A 21,356-nucleotide genomic window follows, 5' to 3' on the forward strand; every position below is an offset into this window, starting at 1 on the left:
ATCTATCTAGAGCACCAAAATATAACATGCCTACCCGCAAGAATATCCGCGGATGCGTCTAGGCCCTTTAATGTTGAGTGGTGAACGATTCGCCGCCGCTTAAACTATTTAGGTGCGGCTAGGGAGCAGTTTGCAGCAATCCTGCGTGTGCTGCCGGTGTTGATTCCCTACGTCGCACTATCCGGCTATCGACGTCCAGGTCTTCCCGAGGGCTGTCCTGGCTACAGGTAAATTCGAGACATAAAAAAAGCCCCGGCATGCGGGGCTGAATACCGAAGCTTTCTTACCAGTGCCAGCGTACCGGCACAAATTGCGAGCCAATCAAGCCAGCGATGGAGCCGATGAGAACTCCCCAGCAATCTGCCTTAAACAAAGCGGCTGAAGGAAGCATCTGGCGCGCCTCCAAGAGCAGCGCATAATCGCGCGGGTCGGTTCCAAAAGCTACGCGCCATCCGTTAGGCACGATTAGCAGGAAGAGCGCAAACCCGCCCGCAGCCCAGTACGGCCAGTTACCATCCAGCCGGAAGTGCCTTTTCGCTGCAAGCAGGCCGCCAACGAATAGAAATGCCCAGAAACCCGTGCAAACGGTCTGCCACAGTAAGGTAGCCCCATCTGTTAATTCAGAAAGCATTGTCACCCCGTCAATTTATTGAACGCCAAATATGAACAGTAAATTGACACATTAGGTAATAGCAATACGCCACAAACAAAAAACCCGGCGCGGTGGCCGGGTTTAGAAGCTGTCGTGCGCTGGAGGTAAGTTGCGCAGTGTGGGAAAAGTACATCAAATCCCCCACCATGGCAACACTTTTATGCCGCATCCTCAGAATTTTCTGCGTGAATAACCTGCCACACTGGCTCTTTAGCTTGAATATCCACTTCTTCAATAGCCTTTCGCAGGAAATTCCAGATATCGAGCCAGTCGCGATCCCAGTGCTTGGGCTGGATGGCGACTCCGTACAGCTTCATCATGGCGTCAGACACCCGAGCCGGGCCCCACGCGTCACCGCCGTTCGCCTCGGCCTTGTATGACTGCAGAGCGCAGGTAATCAGGCAGTGCACCTTCGCCGCCTTGGCTTCAGTGAGCGCGCTAAAGTCCGTATCCGACCAAATCAACTTCTCGGCGTTGAGCATGTGCACGACGGTCATGCACGGGTGGTAGAGGTAGTGCCCGAGCTGCTGCACTTGAAACGGCAGGGACTCGATTGCCTTTTGCACCTTCCCCATTGTCACCAGGTGGGCGGCTCGATGTGTCGAACGGCCAATAGGCGTGCGGCGCGTCTCGGTAATGTGAATCTTCTGGCGCACAGCCATGATGCGCTCTTCCTTGTCCTCGCCCTGGGCGGCAAAGATGATCTCTCGAAGCGCGGCCTTTTCCTTCCGGACGACATCCGCAGATTTTGCCCTGTCGGCCGCTGCTGCACTGATTGATACGTTCGACTCATGCTGCGCATCTGTCCACGCTTGACGTGCGTTGATCAGTTTCATGCTGCTTCCCCTTTTTTCAATTCCCTGGTCTTTGCCCGGAACTCGGCGGTGATCGCCTTCAGTTCCTCTACTGTGTGTTTGCGTGGTTCGTGATCGGCTTCGAGCGCTTCAACAGCCTCCAGCCCGATGCGGGCGATCAGACCAGTGCGGAAGCTTTGTGAAACCGTCTGGCCCTTACGGGCATACTTGGACGATCCGGCATTGCAGCTTTTGCACTGCAACCAGATGTTGTTCGGCACCAACCGCAGCTCCGGCCGGGCGCCCTTGCCGAGGAAATGGCCGGCATCGAACGCACCTCCAGTCTTCCAGCCCTGCGCCGCCAGAATCGATTCCTGCGATTCGCCGCAGCTGATGCAGCCGCTGCCGATGCTCAGCTCGTACATGCGCCGGTAGTCGCGCACGGCCTTCTCGGCATCCTTGAGGTGATCTGTCCTGGTCTTCAGCTTCTCCTTACGGACCTCGATCTCGCGTCGATTCCGCTGATCGATGGCCCTCTTCGCCTTTTGCTCATTCCGGGGTGCATCCTTCAGCGCGCAGGCCGGGCTGCACACCGCCTGCCCAAGGCGCGCAGGGACGAATGAGGCCCCGCAGGAGACAACGCGGCATTTCTTCGGCTTGGGCGCCTTCTTTTCCTTGATGGCAGTCCGCATCAGTAGCGCCCTCCCCATTTGTCCTGCTCAGTCCAGCGCACGCCATGCTCGGCGCCGAAGGCGTGCATCAGCTCGAACAGATCGCTGAACCACTTCTGCGACTGCTTGCGGGTCGACACGGCCATCACGACGAAGCCGCCGTCGAGGCCAGGCTCCGCGCGCTGTTTCTCCAGCGAGGCACTGAAGAGGCATTTCCAGTCCTCGTCGCTGAGCTTTTTGCCGTACCAGATGACCTGGTTGGAGACGTCCTTGAGCATTGCCCACATTTTCCGGTTGCAGACGTCTGGGCGCTTCTCGTCTCGGATCACCACCACCTTGGGCTTGGTCAGGTCGATTGCATGCAGAACACCGGTAACGCGGTTTAAGTCACGCTGATCGCGGATTGTGTATTCGGGGTTCATGACTGCACCGCCTTGCCCGAAGCCTTTCGCCGCGAGTCATGGAACGAAAGAACTTCATCCATGCCGGCATTGACCGCAACAATCTCCCGATCGAAGTAGGCCTGGGCGTCAGTCTCGCCCTCCAGCGGGAGCTGGCCCGGCCCCACCAGTGAGTTGTAAATCCACTCCATGGCTGCGACAGGGCCTTTCCCGTGCTCTTCCTCGATCAGCGCCGAACGCATGGCGAGGATGTATCGACCGAAAAGCAGGTCGAGTTCCTTGATGCGCATCTTGGCGCAGGCGTTTTCATCGGCGAGCTGCCCGGCACCACGTTGCAACGCCTCGACCTGTCCGCGCAGTGCCGCGCTCTCCGCGTTGACGTGGCTGAACTGCGTAGCAATGTGCTCTTCCAGCGACACTTGATCGCGCTGCCAGTCGATTTCGTCGTGGTAGTAACCGAAGCGCTCGCAGAGGCTGCGGTGAAAGTTTTTGAAGCCGGCCTCAGCCTGCTTTTTCTGTTCAGTGATATCGGTCATTGCGCCGCACTCCCTGCTTCCAATTGTTCGGCCTGCTGAATGAGCAGCGCCCGGCGATCGGCCAGCTCGTTGGCTGCCAGAATTCGCAGTTCTGTTTTTTCCTCGGCCGAGGCTTTTTGCATGGCGAGCATCGAGTCCTTCACCGCTGCAAGTCTTTCCCGAAGCTTCGAAGATGGTCGCGCGACTTCGCCGGTGAGCAGAGCCACAACCGCCCGCCCGTCTTCGGTGACCGGTGCCACGTTCAGATCCGCCAGGTACAACTGTCCGCGCTCTTGAGGAATGCGTTGCATCTGCACGGCCTTGGTGATCGCCTGCGTGCGGCGGTTGGCGTCGAAGCCCACGGAGACATGCCAGTTCACCGGTTTTGCATCCTCGCGAGCCTGGCCGACAAACCGCTCGTAGGCGCTGATGAACGCCATCCGAGCGCCGACCTTGTCGCCGGCATCGAGGACGGGTTTCGCTGCAGCCAAAGCAAGCTGGATTTCGTCGGTGAGCACCACGGTTTCGAACTCATCGTTCGTGGTCATGGCGATCGCCCAGGCTTCGTCTTTGCCCGGGCGGCCGTCGGCGATCTGAACGCGCTGGAGGATGTCCGACATCGCCAGCTTGCCCTTCACCTCGAAGCGACAGGCCTTCAGCGCGGCCTTCACGACAGGCACAGGGTAAGCACAGAGGTCCTCGGCCATCATCGCCGCAGTGCCTGGGTTCATTTCCTGCCCCATGGCCTCGGCGGTGGCGCAGATCGCTGCAGCGAGCCCAGCTACCTGCTGGTCGTTCATTTCAGAGGTATTCATTGCGATCACCTGCTTGTCGCTTGGCCAGAACCATCTGAGCGGCCTGCTCGGCTGCGGAGAGGTTCGCCTCAGTGCGCTCCATCTGGCGGGCAGTCGTCCCGTTGATGCGCTGACCGGTCACCCATTGAGTGTGGTAGCTCTCGGCGTTGGCCAGCAGTTCGTTGAGGCTGTGGCACTTGCGCAGGACAGCGGCATCGCTGGTTTTCAGGAAGTGAGCGGCTACGTGGTGCGCGACATCGGCGCCGAGACGGTCGACCAGTTGGCCGAGCTGCCCACCGACCTTGGCGTTCCACACCGGCCAGGTGCTGTAGCGTTTGCGGTAGGCCATGGCGTAATTCGCCCAGACCTTGAAGGTTTTGCAGGACTGGTCTTTCGGGCCAGGCATGTCAGCGGGGATCTCGACCCGGGGCGTGTCGGTGCGATCAACGACCAGCACCAAGTTTCGAGATTGAACCGGCGCGACCTCGGCGGAAGCCGGGGGCGCAATTGGTTCAATGACCGGTTCCTTGACTGGTTCAGGAGAGTGACTGGTTCTGGGTGCAGCTCCTGCACTACCCCCTAGTGCAGGAGATTCACTAGGGGGTGAACCTGCTGCACTACCCTGGTGAATTTGCTGCACTACCCCTGGTGCAGGAGGTGCACCACCATCAAGGGTCAAGAAGTAAACATTCGACGAATTACCCTTCGCCCCCCCCTTACGGATTTCTTTGCGAAGTAGTCCCGAGTCGCACAAAGCAGAAATGTGGTTCATAACGGAACGCTTGCTGATCTCGCACTGATCGGCGATGTGTTGGTATGACGGCCAGCATTCCCCCATATCACTGGCATTGTCGGCCAGCTTGATGAGCACCAGCTTGCGAAGTGGGTTGCCGACACGAAGCTTCATAGCGGCGACCATTAGGCCCATGCTCATGCAGCACCTCCGGTGACACCGCGAAAATCGATGGTCTGGACACCCTTCCAGCTATTGCAAGACATGCACAAGGTTTGAAGATTTTCCAGGGATGCTTCGCCGCCCAAGCTCTCGGGAACGACATGATCAGCTCGCAAACGAAGAAGCACGGAACAGCCGCAACGCAGGCATGTGTAGCCATCCCGGGAAAATACTCGGGCTCGCAAATCCGAAGGGATGGGCTTCTTTTTCGTGCGGCGGTGAGGTGGTTGAATCGCCGGCTGATAAGCGCTGACGTAACCCATGCGATTCGGGTTCCACTCGATCGCCTTCTCGGTCAGACGGAACAGCGTGATGTTCGAAGTGCTGGAAAGCTCGATCAGACCAGCCTCTTCCAGGGCCTTCAGCATGCGGTAAGCGGTGTCTGGCTTATCGGTGAGCAACGGTAGCTCCTCGATGATCTTCGCCTTGCTCAACGCGAAGAAGATTCCGTCGTCAGTCTTGATTGGCTTGGTCCAGCTCGGGCAGCTGTAGACGAAGGCGAACAGCAGAGCCTGCTGAGAATTCAGCCCCCACTCCAGCGCCTTCACCTGGTTAATCGTGACGGTGAATTGCATGTCAGGTGTTCCTGACGTGAAAGGAAACGATGAAAGCGCGCGACATGTTTTGAAAATTCCGAAAACGTGTCGCGACACTGTTGGGGGTATTGCTGGATTCTGTGTGTTGGTGCATGATTTGCTCCAGTTGTTTACCGCTGTAGAAAAAGCCGACCTAGTCCGTCGGCTTTTTTGTGTCTGAAATTCAGGCTGCTTTCACGGACTGCTTGAAAACTTCCAGGCTGACAATTACTTCCTCAGCCTCCTTAAGCAGGCTCGTTTTTTCGACCGAGCAGACTCGCCCGTCAGCCTGTGCGTCGAACGCGAGCCTTGTAACGTCGGCAAGATCGGCGTGCAGCCGCAGAAGTGCGGCATTGAGATTGATGCCTTCCGGCTTTTCCTTCGGAACCAAGTCAAAACCGAACGACTCCGCCCATGCTTTGAGTGGACGGAAGTCCTGGGTGAACTTCATGATCCGATGCAGCTCTTCCACGTTCATACGGTGGGTGTCGTAGTCCGGGTTTGCCTTCTGGGAAAGAAGCGTCCTTGACTTGAAGTCCGCACCTTCGGCGATTTTCTTGGTGCCATGATCATCAACCACGTCGTAGATCGCCTTCATCAATTCCTGCATGTAACACCTCGAATTTCTTTACGTGGCGCCCTGCTGACGCAGGGGCGATCATTTGTTCAGGCGGTCAATAATGAGTTCTTCAAGCTGCTGTTCGCTTGGGACGTGCTGGGATCGGGCGAATCTCATTCGCCTCGATACGCCCATCGTCATAAAGTGTGATTTCGATGCTTCTACCGGCTCGAACCATCTGCGAGATCGCGCTCTGGTTCACGCCGAGAGCAGCAGCAAGCGCGGCTTGAGTGCCGTGCTCTTCTAGGTATTTGCTCAAAGGGATCTTTTTCATGGAATTTCCACGGCTTGATATCTGCCATGGATAGTAGCAGCGCTGCTTTTTATCAGCAACAAAATACTAGCAGCACTGTTTGCGGAAATATCAGTTCTGCTAATACTCTTGTCGGCATGAAAATACGCCGCCCCCTTACTCCCGAAGAAGTCGCCGAGAGCGCCAGGCTCAAAGCTATCTATGAGCAGCGGAAATCAGCCGCAAAAGCTGCCGGCCGCAACCTGACCCAAGCGGATGTTGCCGAGGCATGCGGTTGGTCTGGTCAGAGTGCATTCAGTCAATACGCCACCGGAAAGGTGCCGCTGAACGTAGAGGCGCTATTGAAGCTCGCGAAGGCGTTGAATTTCGACGCTCGCGAAGTCAGCTCCCGGCTAATGTCCACCGTTGCTACTGTCCAGCAAGAACGCATCCAGCCTAGCGTGAGAATGGGTACCATCGAGACTTGGGACGACGAAACTCCGCTCGATGATGACGAGGTCTACGTCCCGTTTCTTCATGAGGTGGAACTGGCGGCCGGCTCCGGCAGATTTGCGATTGAGGAAAACGCCAACTCGCGCCTGCGCTTCAATAAGAAGGATCTGCGCCAGAACGGCGTTCAGTTCAGCAATGCGAAGTGCGTCAAGGTTGGCGGCAACAGCATGGTGCCGGTATTGCGCGACGGCGCCACGGTAGGCGTAAACGTGGGGAAAAACTCCCTGAGCGATATCGTCGACGGTGAGATGTACGCCATCAACCACAACGGGCAGCTACGCGTGAAGCAGGTCTACCGCATTCCGACAGGGATCCGCCTGCGCAGCTACAACCGTGACGAGCACCCGGACGAAGACTACACGTTCCAGCAGATCCAGGAACAGCAGATCTCCATCCTAGGGCATGTGTTCTGGTGGGCGATGTACTCAAGATAATTCAAACCAATTAACGCCTACTACCTATAGGTAGTTGCTCAAGGATGAATGCCATTGCCTATTCAGCTAAACCCTATCGATATCGCTGAGTGGCGGCGCCACGGTGAGTTCTCGGAAGCCTATCCAGAAGGGGCCAGACCAAAACGGATTGTGGTATCGCCTCATGACCCTGTTCAAGCCGTCATCGTTCCAAACTGGCAATATATGTTCAAACTGTCGGATGAGAAATACCCTGAACAATATTGGGCAGAGCTTATAGCGTACCAAATTGGATTACTCCTCAAAATTGAAGTCCCGCCAGCACATGCTGCATTTGACTCAATGACGGGCGAGTGTGGCTCGTTAAGTGAATGGTTCTATGCACCTGGCGAAGACGTATTCTTTGCAGCCGGATACTTCTTTTATAGGGAAATACGAAATTTCGACAAAGACAAAGGAACCCAACACAATCTGCTAACCGCCCAAAAGCTTAGCGCAAACTTCATCAACGAAGATCAAATTTTCGATTTCTGGTCAATGCTATTATTTGACTCCCTGATTGGGAATACTGATCGTCACCAGGATAACTGGGGCTATTTGATAACATCCTCCCCAAATACAAAAAGCGTTGCTCGACGAAAGGGTGAGCAATACGGTGTTAGATTAAAGTTTGCCCCATGGTTCGATAATGGAACTAGCTTAGGCTATCAAATCATAGAGCGTAAATTCTCTCAATGGGACGATGTACGGCTCGATAACTTCATTATAAAAGGGACACATCACATAAGATGGGCACCGGACAACTTAACTCAGGTAGGTCATCTAGAGTCCATGGACTTCATATCGAAACACAACCCCGCCGTGAGAGCGCTCTTATTAAGAAAGCTGAAGCAATTCGATACTTTACGCTTCAGAGAAATGATGGATAGACTGGTTGACCTACCGATGCCGCAACATGCTAGACTGACCAGAGCAAGGGCCAATTTTGTGATCAGGCTCACCTTGAGGCGCATGAAATTGATTACGGAAAAATTAAATGCACACCATTGATCACGTTTTTGAACCAACTCGCCTATTTTTGGTCTGGACCAGCACGGCCGAGGGTGTCGCACGTAATCGCCGAATAGTTGGCGAATTAGTCAAAAAAAATGACAACTTTACATTTCGTTATTTAAAAGACACGCCTGACTATCATGCTGCCGTTAACGAAGGTTTCATTAGCTTCCCAGCATTCACAATTAATGGCAACGAGGAGTTCGACAACGCACTGTCGGCTTTTATGAGTCGAATTCCACCCCGAAAAAGACAAGACTTTCCAAAATATCTCGCTCAGTATGGACTTCCTAGTAGCTTTATTGGTTCCGATTTTTCGCTACTTGGATATACCGGTGCAAGACTAGCAAGTGATAGCTTCGAGCTTTCCCCTGACTTATCTACTGCATCAACTCCTATTGATATCGTGCTAGAAGTAAGCGGAACTCAGTACAACAAGGTTCTCGGCGACATCATTGAGGGAATGCTCGTAAACTTTGTTCGCGAACCAGAAAACAATCATGATAAAAATGCAATAGCAATCATGACAAAATTTGGTCGAATAGGTTACGTAAGTAGAGCTTTAAATAAAGGATTTTCTCATTTAATGAGCCAATCAAATGTGACCGGCACAGTATTAAGCTCTGACATGAGAAATGAAAAAGTTAAAATACTGATACTCGCTGAATTTAAGTAGTGAAAATCATGCCCGGCCCAGCGCCGGGCTTTTTCATGCCTACCCTTCCCTCAAGCCGATGGTGGCGCACCGCCATGAGTGCTAGAGTTCTCTCACCATTCCAGGGAGGTCGGCGATGAAGATTTTGGGCTTAGTCATTTGGATAATTGTTTGCCTCGTCAGCTTATTGGTTGGTCGTGGCTACAACGATTTTGCAGTCCTCGCACGAATCGTGTTAATCCCGAGCGCCATAGCTGTGTACTTCTATCCGGCGATCTGCGCGCTCGGCGAACATCCCAAAGCTACCCCAATCTTCGCACTGAACCTGCTGGCCGGGTGGACGTTTATCGGTTGGCTTGTTGCGTTCATATGGGCCTTAAGCAGGCCCACACCCCTCGAGTTCGCAAGAGCAAGTGGCTTTCCGGAATCGACGCACCGCGGGCCAGAACGCATACCCGAAACGAAAGACTGCCCATTCTGCGCGGAAACCATCAAAGCCGCTGCCAAGAAGTGCCGGTACTGCGGTTCTGATTTGGAACAGCAGGTCGTGTAGAAAGCATGAGCATCATCTGAAGCCCGCCAAGCGTGGGCTTTTTGATGCCCCTTCCTATCTCCGAAATACAAGTGATCGTGGGAGCATTTGCAAATCTTCACCAGGTGCACCGCTAATCGCCCACTCAGCCATCGATTGGAACGGCGAGTTGCAGCATGTAGTCCGTACTTATATGGATGAGCTTCGAAGCAGGGCAATCAAAATGAAAATCAGAGCGACCATAGTCTGCGAGCAAAATCATCAGGTTTTATTGGTCAGGAAACCCAAAAAACCTTGGAATTTGCCTGGCGGTAGATTGAAGTCGGGTGAGACGTGTGCCGCCGCCGCAGTCCGCGAGCTAAACGAAGAAACCGGACTGAGCAGCGATAGCCTCCTCTATCTGATGGAATGGACGTCAGAAGGAACAAAGCATCACGTATTCGAGGTCAGCGTATCAAATGTCGACGATGCAGCCCCACGCAATGAAATATGCGACTGCCTGTGGCAACCGCTTGACTCAATCCAAAATATTGAAATCTGCAAAGCAGCTTTGCTGATCCTGAAGTCTTTTCAGCGCCGTTTGTAATATCTCTCCACTAAGTGCCGCCTTCCAGCCCTTCTCTGGCACGATCAAATATCGCTCCTGCATCACGAATTAATTGCCTCCATTCCCCGCTTGTTATTAGCCCCTCCTCCTCCATCGCGTCGGCCATTTTCAAAAGCTCGTCATATTGTTCCTCCACCGACATGCGGATTTCTGGCTCTCGTGCTAGTTGAATCCATGCGGTTAGCGCCTGCGTCTTTTTGTCCTGAATCATGGCTGCAATCTACTCTCGCTTTAATCGGTAGAACTAGCGCTACCAAACAGCGTTCCGTTATGGCGACTAGCGGCAGTCAATGGTGGCGCACCGCCACGAATGGTAAAATCTCAGTTCAATTGATGGAGGGAACCAATGAAAGCAAAACTCACCATTTTCCTGCTTGCAGCCTGCGTCGCGGGTTCGGCTATTGCTGCCAAGAAGACATCTGAGCCAGCGCCATGGACCCAGGAGCCAGACAGCTTCATGGGCGTCAAATTTGACCAAAAATTTGTTTATTCGGTCCCCGAGTGCCCTGCGGGTTATGAGATCCCGAAAGAGATGTGTCGTGGAACGCCGTATCAGGGCTTCTACTCCACCAAGGGCGCGCCCTCTATCGGGATTGGTTACGGGCTTTCTGTAATGGCGAAGAGCGGACCAGTTGACTCCTTCTACTTGACCACTTCCTCTGAAAATTATCTGCAGCTGGTGCAGCTATTTATCACCAAATACGGTCAACCAATGAAGCGCTCAACAGAGCTCGTAAAAACCAAAGGCGGTGCTTCGTTCACCAATGAAAATCTCCTCTGGCAAGGAAAAAAAATAGAAATCGCCATTGAGAAATACAGTGGTGACATCAACACAAGCTCGGCCACGCTGAGAACTCTTGCCTCAAAGACAAAAGCAGTGCAGGACATCGACGAAAAAATCCAAAGCGCCGCCGGGAAGCTGTAACGAGCCAACCGACAGCCCCCTTTTAGCCGATACAGGAAGCCCGCCCATGCGGGCTTTTTTTATGCCCCAAGAAAATATTATTAGCAGAGCTATTTACTTCGAATAGCAGCGCTGCTACTTTTATTCGCAAGCCAGACAACAACGGCCCAGCAGCGAAAGCAGCGCCGCTCTTTAACAACCAGCGCCATGAACGACTACCCGGCCAGTCCGGTTAGGTCACTCCCGGCTCCATCGGTGGGAGGTCAGTAAACCGATGAATAAAACCGCACTTGCCTCTACTGGCGACCGGCGATCCGACAGGCCCGAAAGCCTGCCCACGCGCAGCCCACTGCGACGGCGGACGAGGTGTTGACCGAACTGAGTGAATGACCTGGTAAGCGAGTGCGGAGAAACACGGAATTTTTCACTGATGCACCTGGTGACGGGTGCATTGGGAAAACAACCGATCAAGAACGGAGCATCAAATGAGCGAACAAACCCTTCAATCGCTGCTTGCCGAGCGCATCACTGCATACGCCCAGTCCGACCGCCCGCGTGAACTGATCGACGAGGGCATCGAGAAGCTGTTCAAAGAAGTTGTGAGTGACACCTTTCGCTCCTACGGCGACTTCGGCGGAGCAATCAAGGACGCCGTCAAGTCTGCACTGCCGGCCAACGTCACCGACATGTTTGAGCTTCAGCGCTACAACGCCCTCGTCGCCAACGCCCTCAGCCAGCGCTGGGAACAAGCGGCCATGGGCTCGCTCATCTTGAAGCGCGCCGAAAAGTCCATAGCTGATGTGCTCACCGGTGAGGGCCTGCTGACCGGCGAGGTTTCGCTGAAGAAACTGCTCGACGAATTTGTGGAGCACCACAAAGAGAGTGCCGCCGAAGGCCGATGGGAGCGCCCTGAAATTCGCGTCGAAGAAGGCGACGGCAGCTATTCCCACAAGACGATCCACATCTACTTCGATCCAGAGCCGGAAGACAGTTACCGGAGCAGCCACTACTCGTCTTCGTCGCGCAGCAACTACAGCCTGAAGCACGCGCTGCACATCAGCATCAAAGGCGAGCGTGAAACCGGCGACCGCTGGAAACCGACCGTTGCGTTTGGCGAAGTCTACAGCGCCAAACTGGATGACAAGAAGATCGCCATCGACATGCAGGTGTATTCGAAGTGGGAGCGCATGCTGGCGTCCCTGTACTTTGGAAACGCAATTCTGATGATCGACTGCGACACAGAAGACCTGAGCTACGGTCTTTTCGACTGAACAACCAGCGCCACGACAGCCTGTCGTTAACTGCTCGATCACCTCGAAAGAGACTGCATCGGAATGTCGGCGCCCCATGAAAAAAGCTGATCCAGGCCAACTGTTTGTATGCGAACGGGCGGACGTAGTTAGGCATCTTGGTCAGGACCGACATTCCAATGCAGCTTCAAATCTCCATCGTAGAAAAAATGAATTAGCTACTTGCCCGCTCGGTCAAGAATTATGAACGCAGTAAATCTGACGAGGTGACAGCAATGACTATCCAAGCAGAGACACTCGTACAACTGACCGAAGCGCTGCAAGAGCGAGGCATGAATCTGGTTTCAGATGTTCACTTTACTCGCGCGCCATACCGGCATAACCACCGCTGGATCTGCACCGTAGAGTAACCATGCTCGCTGCCGGCAGCTCGGAATAAGACTCCACCGCCGGCCCCACTGCCCCGCTACGTCGTTTCCCTCCCTACACCTATCCGACACCACCCGAATGCACTCCCCTCCACGCCCAACGGCAACCAGCGGAGCGGATGAGTGCATCCGAGTTTTGTTGAATCAACACCCGCCACTCTGGAGACGACCATGTCAGCTCTACGCAAGCTCATCCCGGAAGACAACTTTCTCGAAACGGAGGCAGGCCAAGAATGGCTGACCGAGTCGGTTGACGATCTGTTGTGCCGGCGCCATGTCGAAGCGCCGAATCCGGTGGGCCGAAGCAAGGTCCTGGTCAGCGCTGATCACCTGCTGGAAGCGCTGGCGGATCACATGGCAGCGACACCAGACCCAAACCACTGCATCGAGAAAATCCTGATCGAGCTGGTCAGGCGCGGCGACGGCGGGTTCTTGCACGCCTGGGCCGTCGAAGCCGTCGGCGGTGATCCGCTGGTCGTTCGCGCGATGGCTAATGACCTGGTCGCGGTACACGCCAATGAGTACCGCGATGCAAAGCGCGAAAGTGATCGCGTCGAGCAGGAGTGTGGGTTTTGAGCCCGCACATTCTGATCGACAAGGCACTTGATGGTGTGACCGCCCCCTTCGCCCATGAGGAAACAGGGCTGCTCGTACAGAAGCTGATTACCAGCCTCTTCACTGACGGCGCGATCACCATTGATGAGTTCAACCACTACTGCGAGCGCCTACGAAACATCTGCCAGCGCCGCAAGGAGGCTGCATGAGCACACCACCGGTAAAAACGTTGATCGATGAACAGCTCGACGATATTCAGCGCCGCATAGCCATCCTGGGCTTCGGGCTCCCCTTCAACGAAGTGATCGGCCGCAAGCGCGAGGACCTGGTGCAGGATCTGCCACAGCGCTTGGCGCCGACCATGAAGATCATGTTCTGGGTTCTCGCCGACGGCCTGCTGCTTATCATGGCCGGCTACAACGCCGCGCGCGACTCCTCCAGCACCTGCCAGCCACCGCAGTCGAACACCTACCGGGGGTTCCGGTGAACTCCCGGCAGCTTGCCCGCCGCATTCTGATCCGGCGCGGCTCGTTCTCGGCCATTGGCGTCTTCACCTTCCTGATGCTACTCGGCGCCCTCGCCGACCGCATCACTCAATAAACCAAGTATTCAATCGCTGCGCAGGGCGCGGCAAGGAACAGTCATGTCCGCTCAAAGCGTGGCGCCGGTGGCGCACGACCGAAACCTCCACGTTCTTCCGCACGCTGCAACCAGCACCAGCGCTCTGGTGTTGGATGGTGACAGCCTGGATAAGATGATGCGCCTGGCCGAAGTCATGGCCACCGGCCGCGCCACGTTGCCGAAGCACTTCAACGGTAACCCGGCGGATTGCCTGGCGGTCGTCATGCAATCGATGCAGTGGAAGATGAACCCGTTCGCCGTGGCGCAGAAGACGCATCTGGTCAATGGCGTCCTGGGCTACGAGGCCCAGCTGGTCAACGCTGTAATCACCACCTGCGCACCGGTGGTGGATCGCCTGCACTACGAGTGGTACGGCGCTTGGGACAAGGTGATTGGCAAGTTCACTATCAAGAATGGCGACAAAGGCGAGTACCGCGTCCCAGGCTGGAAACTTGAGGACGAACAAGGCCTGGGCGTGAAAGTCTGGGCGACATTCCGGGGCGAAGAGGAGCCTCGCATCCTTGAGCTACTGCTGGCTCAGGCCCGAACCCGCAACAGCACGCTCTGGGCTGACGATCCACGCCAGCAACTGGCCTACCTCGCCACCAAGCGCTGGTCCCGCCTCTACTGCCCAGACGTGATTCTTGGCGTGTACAGCCCGGATGAACTCGAAGAAGCCGTACCAACCATTCGCGACGTATCACCAGCGCGTGGCCCGGCACCAGTTGAACTTCCGCCCTACCCCGAAGAGAAGCTCGCCGAGAACCTGCCAAAGTGGCAGGCAGCCGTCGACGCAGGACGCTCTGCCCCTGATCACCTGATCGCAACTGTCAGCAGCAAATTCACCCTGAGCGAAGACCAGATCGCCAAGATCAAAGCGCTCGCGCCAATTGAAGGAGACCAAGAATGAAAATCCATAATGTCGCTCAGGGCTCCGAAGCCTGGCATGCGCTTCGCTCCAACTACTTCACCGCATCAGAAGCACCGGCAATGATGGGCGCATCGAAACAGATGAAGCGGACCGAACTGCTGCATGCGAAGAAGACTGGCCTCGACCGCGACGTATCGTGGTGGGTGCAAAAGAACCTCTTCGATAAGGGCCATGAGGCGGAAGCGCTGGCCCGCCCTATACTCGAAGCGCGAATCGGCGAAGACCTGTTTCCAGTAGTCGGCACCGAAGGTGATCTGCTCGCATCCCTCGACGGCTGCACAATTCTCGGCGACGTTCTGTTCGAACACAAAATGTGGAACGAACAGCTCTCCGCCGACGTTCGCGCCGGCAACCTTGAAGCGCACTACTACTGGCAACTGGAACAGCAGCTGCTGGTGAGCGGCGCCGAAAAGGTGATCTTCGTCTGTTCCGACGGTACAGAAGAAAACTTCGTTTCGATGGAGTACATGCCGGTGCCAGGCCGGGCCGCGACACTCGTCGCAGGCTGGAAACAGTTCCAAGCCGATCTGCAAGACTTCACTCCCGCCGAGGTGGTGCCGGAAGCCGTTGGCAAAACGCCAGAGTCCTTGCCAGCGCTGCGCATCGAAGTGACCGGCATGGTTACTGCCAGCAACCTGGAACAGTTCAAGGCACATTCGCTGGCGGTGTTCGGATCGATCAACACTGAACTGGAAACTGATCAGCACTTCGCCGACGCCGAGAAAGCGGTTAAATGGTGCAGCGATGTCGAGGAGCGCCTGGAAGCTGCCAAGCAGCACGCCCTGAGCCAAACCGAAAGCATTGACGCGCTGTTCAAGACGATCGATGACATCGCGGCTGAGGCACGGCGCAAGCGCCTAGAACTGAACAGTTTGGTGAAAGCCCGCAAGCTCAGCATCCGCGAAGACATCGTCATGGACGCAGCCAAGGCGCTGCAGGTCCACATCGATCAGATCAACGCTTCACTGGGCGGCAAAGCGCGTATGCCGACGGTGTCAGCGGATTTCGCCGGAGCCATCAAGGGCAAGAAGACGATCAGCAGCCTGCGTGACTCTGCCGATTCCGAACTGGCCCGGGCGAAGATCACCGCCAGCCAGATCGGTGACAGCATCCGGATCAACTTGGCCAGCCTGGCTGAGCTTGCCGCCGATTACATGTTCCTCTTCAACGATGTACAGCAGCTGGTGATGAAAGCGAACGACGACCTGGTCGCGTTGATCAAGGTGCGCATCTCTGAGCATCAGAAGGCCGAGGAGCAGAAAGCCGAAGCGAAGCGGGGGGAGATCCGCCAGCAGGAGCTGAAGCGAATTGAAGCCGAGTCGAAAGCCAAGGCACCGATCGAACAGGCTCCAATTGCCGGCCCGGCACCGGTGACAGTCGCTGCGCCGGTTCAGTCTTCATCCAAACCAGCAACCACTACCGCGGCACCGGTGAACCTGCAGGCCGAGGTGTACGATCTGGAAGCGTTGATCCATGCCGTCGCCGGTGGCCACGCTCCGATTTCGATGCTGACCGTGGACTGGGAAAAGCTCGATGCGTTGGTTGCAGCGCAGGGCAACAAGTTCAGCATGGCCGGCGTGAGGCTGGTCAAGGTGGCCGCATGATTAGCAACCACCTCAACGACGTCGAACAGCGGCGCCAGGACGCCAGCGAGCTCTCCGAGCAAATCGCCAAGTTCCTGGCGGTCGGCGGAAAGATCGACGTGCCAGAACCCGCGCCGATCAAGTTCACCAGCACCTCCGAGCGGAAGCATCCACCAACCTTCCAGCGTCCGAAGGTGAGAGACGAAACAACTCAGCGGATTGCTCGAATCCGCGAAATGGCCAAGACGTTGACCCGAAACGAAATCTGCGAGCGAGAAGGAATCGCTCTGGCCACGCTGAAGGCGATCGCCTCGAAGCACGGCATCAAGTTCCAGGTGCGGCATAAGATCGGCACTGTGCCGAATAAAGCCGCGCCTGAACTGGAGGCTCGACTGGTCGTACAGATCAAGGATTGCATCACCGGCGGCATGAACCGGAGTCAGTGCTGCAAGGCTCTGGCGATCAGTTACAACATGCTCGACCGGATTGTCCGGGATCACAAGATCGATTATCCAAAGCTGAAGTCCGCATTTCGATGAAACGAACCATCAACCGGGCGGACACGCGCCGCCGACAGACCTGGCTGGACTTGCCGGCCAGCGGAATTGAAGAGGTAGGAAATGGCCAAGAGTGGACAAGAGCGATCGGCGAAGGCCGCCGAAAAGAGAATCGAGCTCGACGAAAAGGAATTGCGGCATCGACTACGGCAGGGCACCCGGCAGAAGCTTGAAGAACTGATGGCCTGGAACGAGATCGAGGAAATCAGCGAGGCGGTGCAGAACCTTATTCTCAACGCTCATGCGCTCGGGCCAACGCTCTCCTATCAGGCCATTCAAAGCCCGCGCCACAAAGTGCAGATAAGCGAAAACGTGGCGCGAATGTTTCGAAATGGAAGTCTATCCGAGCTGAAGCGAGATCCGGGGGATGAAATTATTGAACCTTGCTCTTGATTTGCTGAATACCTTTTATAGAAAGAGTTAAACACTGCGCAACTAAACTCAATGTAAAAATCAGCTGACCTTCGGTCGGCCCCATATATAACGAGTATCCGTTTGTCTCCTCGATAAATGATCTATCAAGAGAACGAAAAGTGGCGTGACCAGCCAAGGAAGAAAGCCCTCGATAGGCAACGCTGTATAGCTCTAGCATTCCTGCCGCTGTCGCTGAACAATGCACTGAATAGGTTTGGCCTGCACGCGTATCAACAATCTCCTCCAAGTGCTTTTTATTTATTTCGGATAGCTGACCTGGGGGGATGTCTGCCAGAATGGCTCTAGCCTGCTTCACGTCTTCCTTGTCATTGTGAGAATCGAGCTTTTCAAAAATCGTGGGATCGACGATAAGTGCAGATGCGTGAAAGAGTGTTTCGTACGCAGTTCTAAGAAGTACCTGTGCTTCTTGTACCATTCCTATTTCACATAAGCGAACTGCGGCTTGAGATGTTCGAATTGTTCTCTCGAAAAACAAAAAAGAGCACAACATAGCCTTATCACTACCGTTAACACCTGTGCTTAGTAGAAGTTTTTGAGCTTCATTAGATATCCGCTCACAATCTGAAAAACCGCCGGCGTATTTTTCTCTAATCACGGCCCTATGCTCGTAAACATAGTCAGACAAAAATCCCTTTTCATCAAAATCTTTAGCAGACATTAGCAAACTCCACCTTTTCAATCGCTCTATAAACCTTACACAAACACCCTACTTATGCAAAACATACAAACAGCCTGAAAAGCATTGTGCAATTGCGAGTCATGCTTTCCGAGATGCGCTGTCTATACTGGTTGCTGCCTTTATTCCTGCGCAGTGAATATTTTTAAGAATCGCAATTATACTTAATGCTCTATCGGTTAACTCTACCCAACTTTCCGTTTCCACCTCATTTACGTCAAGTTCGAAAAGCAAGCCTTCGAAGTTGTACTTCAGCCTCAAACAATCTGCTGCACTGTCCGGATTTGTGTCCGTGTCAATCGCTGCTCGAGCGCCTGTTAACAACTCCCGCATCAGTCTCTTACGAACATCCAAAGTGGCAGAGTCTTTCTGCGTGATTGATATGACCAGCTCGCACTCGACCAAGAACACCAGCAGCATTGATTTTCTCTTTCTCTCAACCTCTTCGCGTTCAACCGATCGTTGACGGCTAGGTATCCACAGAGCGAGCCCGAGGGCTGCGATCGCCCCTATTGCCTGAACCCAAGAAGCCAGTCCTGGATGCTTCTCTATCCAGCCTAAAACGTCTGCAAATTCCATAACCCACTCCCCTGTAGATCCCGGAACTATACCGGCGAGGATCCCCTATGCAATCAGCAATCGACTTGTTCGCCGGATGTGGCGGATGGACAACTGGCGGAAAGTCAGCAGGCCTCAACGTGCTTTGGGCTGCCAACCATTGGCCAGAGGCCGTTGAATGGCACAGCGCAAACCACCCGGAAACCATCCATGTTTGCCAGGATCTGCACCAAGCGAACTGGGCGGAAGTGCCGAAGCACGACGTCATGCTCGCGTCACCCTGCTGCCAAGGGCACACCAAGGCGCGCGGCAAGGCCGCCGGCAATCCTCAGCACGACAACTCGCGTTCGACAGCCTGGGCACCGGTGCAGAACGCCGAGGTCAACCGGCCGGAGTTCGCGGTGATCGAGAACGTACCGGAATTCATGGACTGGATTCTGTACCCGGCATGGGCTGACGCAATGCAGCGACTGGGCTATGCACTGGCGCCGCACATCGTGGACTGCGCCGATCTCGGCGTTCCGCAGCATCGAGTTCGCCTATTCATGGTCTGCTCGCGCAGCAAAGCACCGTTGCACTTGCAACTACCCCGCTACCAGCATGTGGCCGCCCGCGAGATTATCGACTTCAACGTCGGCAAGTGGTCGCCGATCAACAAGCCAGGACGCGCCGCGTCGACATTGACCCGCGTGAAAAACGGCCGCGAGCGCTTCGGCGATCGGTTCGTGATGCCCTACTACGGATCCGGTTCTGGCCTCACCGGTCGTAGCCTGGACCGTCCAATTGGCACCATCACCACCCTGGACCGCTGGGCGGTCGTCGACGGCGACATGATGCGGATGATCAGCGCTGACGAAGCAATGGCAGCCCAGTCCTTCCCGAAGGACACATTGCGCCCGGACAACCACAAGCTGGCCATGCACATGACTGGCAATGCGGTGCCACCACTGGCTGGGCAGCGAATCATTGAGGCCTTGAAGGCTGCGGCGTAACGAGCAGCAGGGAAGCTACTCCGGAATCAATCAGCGGAATTGTTCCACTTCCCTGCTGGTCTGCGATCCAGCGCCTGACCAAGTCAATATCGAAAGTCCAACCATGCAGCCTGAACAGCTCCATTGCTGTTCCGGAAATCCGGTAGTGCCCACAGTCTGGGCACGGATACTCCTCTGAGCCTGGCCGCACAATCGCCACAACAACTTCGTTCCCGCAGATATAGCAGCTCATTTCGGCCTCCAGCGACTGATCGATCAACTGTAGCTGATCCCTCCGACCCGCCAGAGCCTGACGACGAAATCGTCGAGCCAGCAATCTGATCAGGCTGACTTCATCTGCTGTGTGCTGATTACCGACTCATATGCGGCCTGCAACTCCAGGCAAGCATGGGTCTGAACACCCACTACGCCGGAAGAATCGCCGGAGTAGCTTGCAGTCATCGACAGTGCCCGCTTGACCAACTCGGCAAGATCAGTGCCCTGCCTCTCTGATGCGATCAGCACTGAAATCAACGCTATTTGCAGTGCATTTTCACGAACTATCGCCATTTCGGTCTCCTTTCAGCTTCGTGCCGAGAAGCAAAAGCTAACCGATCCGACATCAATTTGCCATGAAACTATGCTGCGCATCCGGTCACCGAGGGCGGCGCCTCACTGGAGAAATTTACGAGATTGCTTTTTCTGTGCGGAAAACTTTCCCGTATGCATAAAAGCCAGCAGTCAATTCAACAATCGCCATGACGCCATAGATTGCGCCGAACATGAAGGATGAAATGAGAAATGAGAGCCCAACAAGGAAAAGTAAAACCTCGGAAATAATCTCTGTTTTCTTTTTCCAAGATGGCCCTCGAGCCTCAACGAAACCACCTACAAAACCGATCAATATTCCGACAACAATTTTCGCAAACATAACCGCCCCTTGACCGGCTCCATACCGGGCCGAACACAAATACCCCACTTCTACGAATCACGCCAGCCGGCGAGGCAATCGGCTGTCTGGAGCAATTATGAATCCTTACCTGATCACCGGCCCGGCCCAGATCGGCATCAGCGGTGGTCGCACCAGCGGGCACATGGTCTACAAGATCCTCGAAGCACACGGCGGAACCCTCCCGCCGGATGTCCACCTGTTCTTCCAGAACACCGGTAAGGAGCGCGAGGAAACACTGGTCTTCATCGATCGGATCGCCAAGCGCTGGAACGTGAACATCGTCTGGATGGAGTGGTGTCGCGTGTACGGCCAGCCCGATGACGCGCCTTGGTACAGGTTGGTGGACTTCGAAACGGCCAGCCGCAACGGCGAACCTTTCACCATGATGCTCGAGTATTACGCCGCGTATCGGAAGGCAGAGAAGAACCTGCCACCGGTGCTGCCGAACTTCTCGAACAACATGTGCACCGCCTACCTAAAGGTGAAGATCGGCGAGAAACACATGCGCGCCCTGGGCTACACCGAGTGGGATTGCGTCGTCGGGATCCGGTATGACGAACCGAAGCGCTACCACCGCATGATGGCCGCCAATGATCGCGGCGGCGCCCGTTGGGACAACGTCTGTCCATCCTTCATCGCCGGCATCACCAAGGAGGATGTCAGTGCGTTCTGGGCGGCCCAGCCATTCGATCTGGGAATGGACTCCGACTTCGGTAACTGCGACCTGTGCTGGAAGAAGAACGAAGGTAAGCTAATCAGGACCATCATGGATGACCCGTCGAGGGTTATCTGGTGGTCAGGCACCGAGGAAAGGTTCGATCAGGTGTTCCGCCAAGACCGTCCCAGCTACAAGTCGCTGGCCTGGTCCGCCGACCAGCGCGCAAGGCAGGTCGGCTTTGAATTCGTTTATCTCGCAGAAGACATTGACTGCTTCTGCGGTGATTAAACCAAATC

General features: G+C 55.2%; 31 protein-coding genes and 1 pseudogene. 16 read left to right on the top strand and 16 right to left on the bottom strand.

What is annotated here, in order from left to right:
• Positions 1-283: 283 nt before the first annotated feature.
• The 11 genes and pseudogenes from KVQ74_RS25770 to KVQ74_RS25815 all read right to left on the bottom strand — a co-directional run bounded on the left by KVQ74_RS25770 (position 284) and on the right by KVQ74_RS25815 (position 6,250).
• Positions 284-631 carry a hypothetical protein gene (locus KVQ74_RS25770; protein WP_217834184.1) on the bottom strand — a complete coding sequence of 116 codons (348 nt, stop codon included), beginning with the start codon at positions 629-631 and terminating at the stop codon, positions 284-286.
• Between the two features lie 179 nt (positions 632-810).
• A complete protein-coding gene (locus KVQ74_RS25775; protein WP_217834185.1) occupies positions 811-1,488 on the bottom strand; it encodes a hypothetical protein in 678 nt (225 codons plus the stop codon).
• Positions 1,485-2,138, bottom strand: coding sequence for a recombination protein NinG (locus KVQ74_RS25780; protein WP_217834186.1), 654 nt, complete (start codon positions 2,136-2,138; stop codon positions 1,485-1,487). Before KVQ74_RS25780 ends, KVQ74_RS25775 begins: the two co-directional genes overlap by 4 nt.
• Positions 2,138-2,539, bottom strand: a complete 402-nt coding sequence (locus tag KVQ74_RS25785) for a recombination protein NinB (RefSeq protein WP_217834187.1) — start codon at positions 2,537-2,539, stop codon at positions 2,138-2,140. The genes KVQ74_RS25780 and KVQ74_RS25785 overlap by 1 nt, the downstream gene beginning before the upstream one ends.
• A complete protein-coding gene (locus KVQ74_RS25790; RefSeq protein ID WP_217834188.1) occupies positions 2,536-3,054 on the bottom strand; it encodes a hypothetical protein in 519 nt (172 codons plus the stop codon). Before KVQ74_RS25790 ends, KVQ74_RS25785 begins: the two co-directional genes overlap by 4 nt.
• Positions 3,051-3,848, bottom strand: coding sequence for a hypothetical protein (locus tag KVQ74_RS25795; RefSeq protein ID WP_217834189.1), 798 nt, complete (start codon positions 3,846-3,848; stop codon positions 3,051-3,053). Before KVQ74_RS25795 ends, KVQ74_RS25790 begins: the two co-directional genes overlap by 4 nt.
• The gene (locus KVQ74_RS25800; RefSeq protein ID WP_217834190.1) at positions 3,835-4,761 is read right to left on the bottom strand and encodes a helix-turn-helix domain-containing protein; all 927 of its coding nucleotides are present in this window, start codon (positions 4,759-4,761) and stop codon (positions 3,835-3,837) included. The genes KVQ74_RS25795 and KVQ74_RS25800 overlap by 14 nt, the downstream gene beginning before the upstream one ends.
• The gene (locus KVQ74_RS29785) at positions 4,758-4,967 is read right to left on the bottom strand and encodes an HNH endonuclease (protein WP_450091450.1); all 210 of its coding nucleotides are present in this window, start codon (positions 4,965-4,967) and stop codon (positions 4,758-4,760) included. Before KVQ74_RS29785 ends, KVQ74_RS25800 begins: the two co-directional genes overlap by 4 nt.
• A gap of 15 nt (positions 4,968-4,982) precedes the next feature.
• Positions 4,983-5,357 (bottom strand): annotated as a pseudogene (locus tag KVQ74_RS29790) (phage replication protein); the annotation flags it as partial.
• A 184-nt stretch (positions 5,358-5,541) separates the two neighbouring features.
• Entirely contained in the window at positions 5,542-5,967 is a 426-nt protein-coding gene (locus tag KVQ74_RS25810; RefSeq protein ID WP_217834192.1) for a phage regulatory CII family protein, read from the bottom strand.
• 79 nt (positions 5,968-6,046) lie between these two features.
• Entirely contained in the window at positions 6,047-6,250 is a 204-nt protein-coding gene (locus tag KVQ74_RS25815) for a Cro/CI family transcriptional regulator (protein ID WP_025110113.1), read from the bottom strand.
• Between the two features lie 116 nt (positions 6,251-6,366).
• On the opposite strand from KVQ74_RS25815, the gene KVQ74_RS25820 reads away from it, so the two are divergent.
• From KVQ74_RS25820 to KVQ74_RS25840, 5 genes are all read left to right on the top strand, one after another.
• On the top strand, positions 6,367-7,155 hold the full coding sequence (locus KVQ74_RS25820; RefSeq protein ID WP_217834258.1) for a LexA family transcriptional regulator: 789 nt from the start codon (positions 6,367-6,369) through the stop codon (positions 7,153-7,155).
• A gap of 48 nt (positions 7,156-7,203) precedes the next feature.
• Positions 7,204-8,184, top strand: a complete 981-nt coding sequence (locus tag KVQ74_RS25825; protein ID WP_217834193.1) for a HipA domain-containing protein — start codon at positions 7,204-7,206, stop codon at positions 8,182-8,184.
• Positions 8,171-8,863, top strand: coding sequence for an HIRAN domain-containing protein (locus tag KVQ74_RS25830; protein WP_217834194.1), 693 nt, complete (start codon positions 8,171-8,173; stop codon positions 8,861-8,863). The genes KVQ74_RS25825 and KVQ74_RS25830 overlap by 14 nt, the downstream gene beginning before the upstream one ends.
• Before the next feature lie 115 nt (positions 8,864-8,978).
• Positions 8,979-9,395 (top strand): superinfection immunity protein, encoded by a 417-nt coding sequence (locus KVQ74_RS25835; protein ID WP_217834195.1) that lies wholly within the window; start codon positions 8,979-8,981, stop codon positions 9,393-9,395.
• A gap of 202 nt (positions 9,396-9,597) precedes the next feature.
• Positions 9,598-9,960: an NUDIX hydrolase gene (locus KVQ74_RS25840; RefSeq protein WP_217834196.1), complete on the top strand. Its 363-nt coding sequence runs from the start codon at positions 9,598-9,600 to the stop codon at positions 9,958-9,960.
• Between the two features lie 10 nt (positions 9,961-9,970).
• Here the strand turns inward: KVQ74_RS25840 and KVQ74_RS25845 are convergent, their stop codons facing one another.
• Entirely contained in the window at positions 9,971-10,192 is a 222-nt protein-coding gene (locus KVQ74_RS25845) for a hypothetical protein (RefSeq protein ID WP_217834197.1), read from the bottom strand.
• 135 nt (positions 10,193-10,327) lie between these two features.
• Here KVQ74_RS25845 and KVQ74_RS25850 point away from each other — a divergent pair, with 135 nt between their 5' ends.
• The 9 genes from KVQ74_RS25850 to KVQ74_RS25890 all read left to right on the top strand — a co-directional run bounded on the left by KVQ74_RS25850 (position 10,328) and on the right by KVQ74_RS25890 (position 17,203).
• The gene (locus tag KVQ74_RS25850) at positions 10,328-10,906 is read left to right on the top strand and encodes a hypothetical protein (RefSeq protein ID WP_217834198.1); all 579 of its coding nucleotides are present in this window, start codon (positions 10,328-10,330) and stop codon (positions 10,904-10,906) included.
• A gap of 464 nt (positions 10,907-11,370) precedes the next feature.
• Positions 11,371-12,156 (top strand): hypothetical protein, encoded by a 786-nt coding sequence (locus KVQ74_RS25855; RefSeq protein ID WP_217834199.1) that lies wholly within the window; start codon positions 11,371-11,373, stop codon positions 12,154-12,156.
• Between the two features lie 578 nt (positions 12,157-12,734).
• Complete coding sequence (locus tag KVQ74_RS25860) at positions 12,735-13,139, top strand: hypothetical protein (RefSeq protein ID WP_217834200.1); 405 nt, start codon at positions 12,735-12,737, stop codon at positions 13,137-13,139.
• Positions 13,136-13,327, top strand: coding sequence for a hypothetical protein (locus tag KVQ74_RS25865; protein ID WP_217834201.1), 192 nt, complete (start codon positions 13,136-13,138; stop codon positions 13,325-13,327). The genes KVQ74_RS25860 and KVQ74_RS25865 overlap by 4 nt, the downstream gene beginning before the upstream one ends.
• A complete protein-coding gene (locus KVQ74_RS25870) occupies positions 13,324-13,605 on the top strand; it encodes a hypothetical protein (RefSeq protein ID WP_217834259.1) in 282 nt (93 codons plus the stop codon). The genes KVQ74_RS25865 and KVQ74_RS25870 overlap by 4 nt, the downstream gene beginning before the upstream one ends.
• A gap of 156 nt (positions 13,606-13,761) precedes the next feature.
• Complete coding sequence (gene recT, locus KVQ74_RS25875; protein ID WP_217834202.1) at positions 13,762-14,649, top strand: recombinase RecT; 888 nt, start codon at positions 13,762-13,764, stop codon at positions 14,647-14,649.
• Positions 14,646-16,274, top strand: a complete 1,629-nt coding sequence (locus tag KVQ74_RS25880) for a YqaJ viral recombinase family protein (protein ID WP_217834203.1) — start codon at positions 14,646-14,648, stop codon at positions 16,272-16,274. Before recT ends, KVQ74_RS25880 begins: the two co-directional genes overlap by 4 nt.
• Positions 16,271-16,792: a hypothetical protein gene (locus KVQ74_RS25885; RefSeq protein WP_217834204.1), complete on the top strand. Its 522-nt coding sequence runs from the start codon at positions 16,271-16,273 to the stop codon at positions 16,790-16,792. Before KVQ74_RS25880 ends, KVQ74_RS25885 begins: the two co-directional genes overlap by 4 nt.
• Before the next feature lie 81 nt (positions 16,793-16,873).
• Complete coding sequence (locus KVQ74_RS25890; protein ID WP_217834205.1) at positions 16,874-17,203, top strand: hypothetical protein; 330 nt, start codon at positions 16,874-16,876, stop codon at positions 17,201-17,203.
• Here KVQ74_RS25890 and KVQ74_RS25895 read toward each other — a convergent pair.
• Complete coding sequence (locus KVQ74_RS25895) at positions 17,184-17,903, bottom strand: DUF5677 domain-containing protein (RefSeq protein WP_217834206.1); 720 nt, start codon at positions 17,901-17,903, stop codon at positions 17,184-17,186. The genes KVQ74_RS25890 and KVQ74_RS25895 overlap by 20 nt on opposite strands.
• 99 nt (positions 17,904-18,002) lie before the next feature.
• Positions 18,003-18,500, bottom strand: coding sequence for a hypothetical protein (locus KVQ74_RS25900; RefSeq protein WP_217834207.1), 498 nt, complete (start codon positions 18,498-18,500; stop codon positions 18,003-18,005).
• A 47-nt stretch (positions 18,501-18,547) separates the two neighbouring features.
• On the opposite strand from KVQ74_RS25900, the gene KVQ74_RS25905 reads away from it, so the two are divergent.
• A complete protein-coding gene (locus tag KVQ74_RS25905; protein WP_217834208.1) occupies positions 18,548-19,471 on the top strand; it encodes a DNA cytosine methyltransferase in 924 nt (307 codons plus the stop codon).
• 321 nt (positions 19,472-19,792) lie between these two features.
• On the opposite strand, the gene KVQ74_RS25910 is transcribed toward KVQ74_RS25905, so the two are convergent.
• Both KVQ74_RS25910 and KVQ74_RS25915 read right to left on the bottom strand, forming a co-directional pair.
• The gene (locus tag KVQ74_RS25910; RefSeq protein ID WP_217834209.1) at positions 19,793-20,020 is read right to left on the bottom strand and encodes a hypothetical protein; all 228 of its coding nucleotides are present in this window, start codon (positions 20,018-20,020) and stop codon (positions 19,793-19,795) included.
• A gap of 115 nt (positions 20,021-20,135) precedes the next feature.
• Positions 20,136-20,381 carry a hypothetical protein gene (locus tag KVQ74_RS25915; protein ID WP_217834210.1) on the bottom strand — a complete coding sequence of 82 codons (246 nt, stop codon included), beginning with the start codon at positions 20,379-20,381 and terminating at the stop codon, positions 20,136-20,138.
• A gap of 97 nt (positions 20,382-20,478) precedes the next feature.
• On the opposite strand from KVQ74_RS25915, the gene KVQ74_RS25920 reads away from it, so the two are divergent.
• Positions 20,479-21,348, top strand: coding sequence for an adenine nucleotide alpha hydrolase family protein (locus KVQ74_RS25920; RefSeq protein WP_217834211.1), 870 nt, complete (start codon positions 20,479-20,481; stop codon positions 21,346-21,348).
• The last annotated feature ends 8 nt before the right edge of the window (positions 21,349-21,356 follow it).

Source organism: Pseudomonas botevensis (assembly GCF_019145475.1).
GTDB lineage: Bacteria > Pseudomonadota > Gammaproteobacteria > Pseudomonadales > Pseudomonadaceae > Aquipseudomonas > Aquipseudomonas botevensis.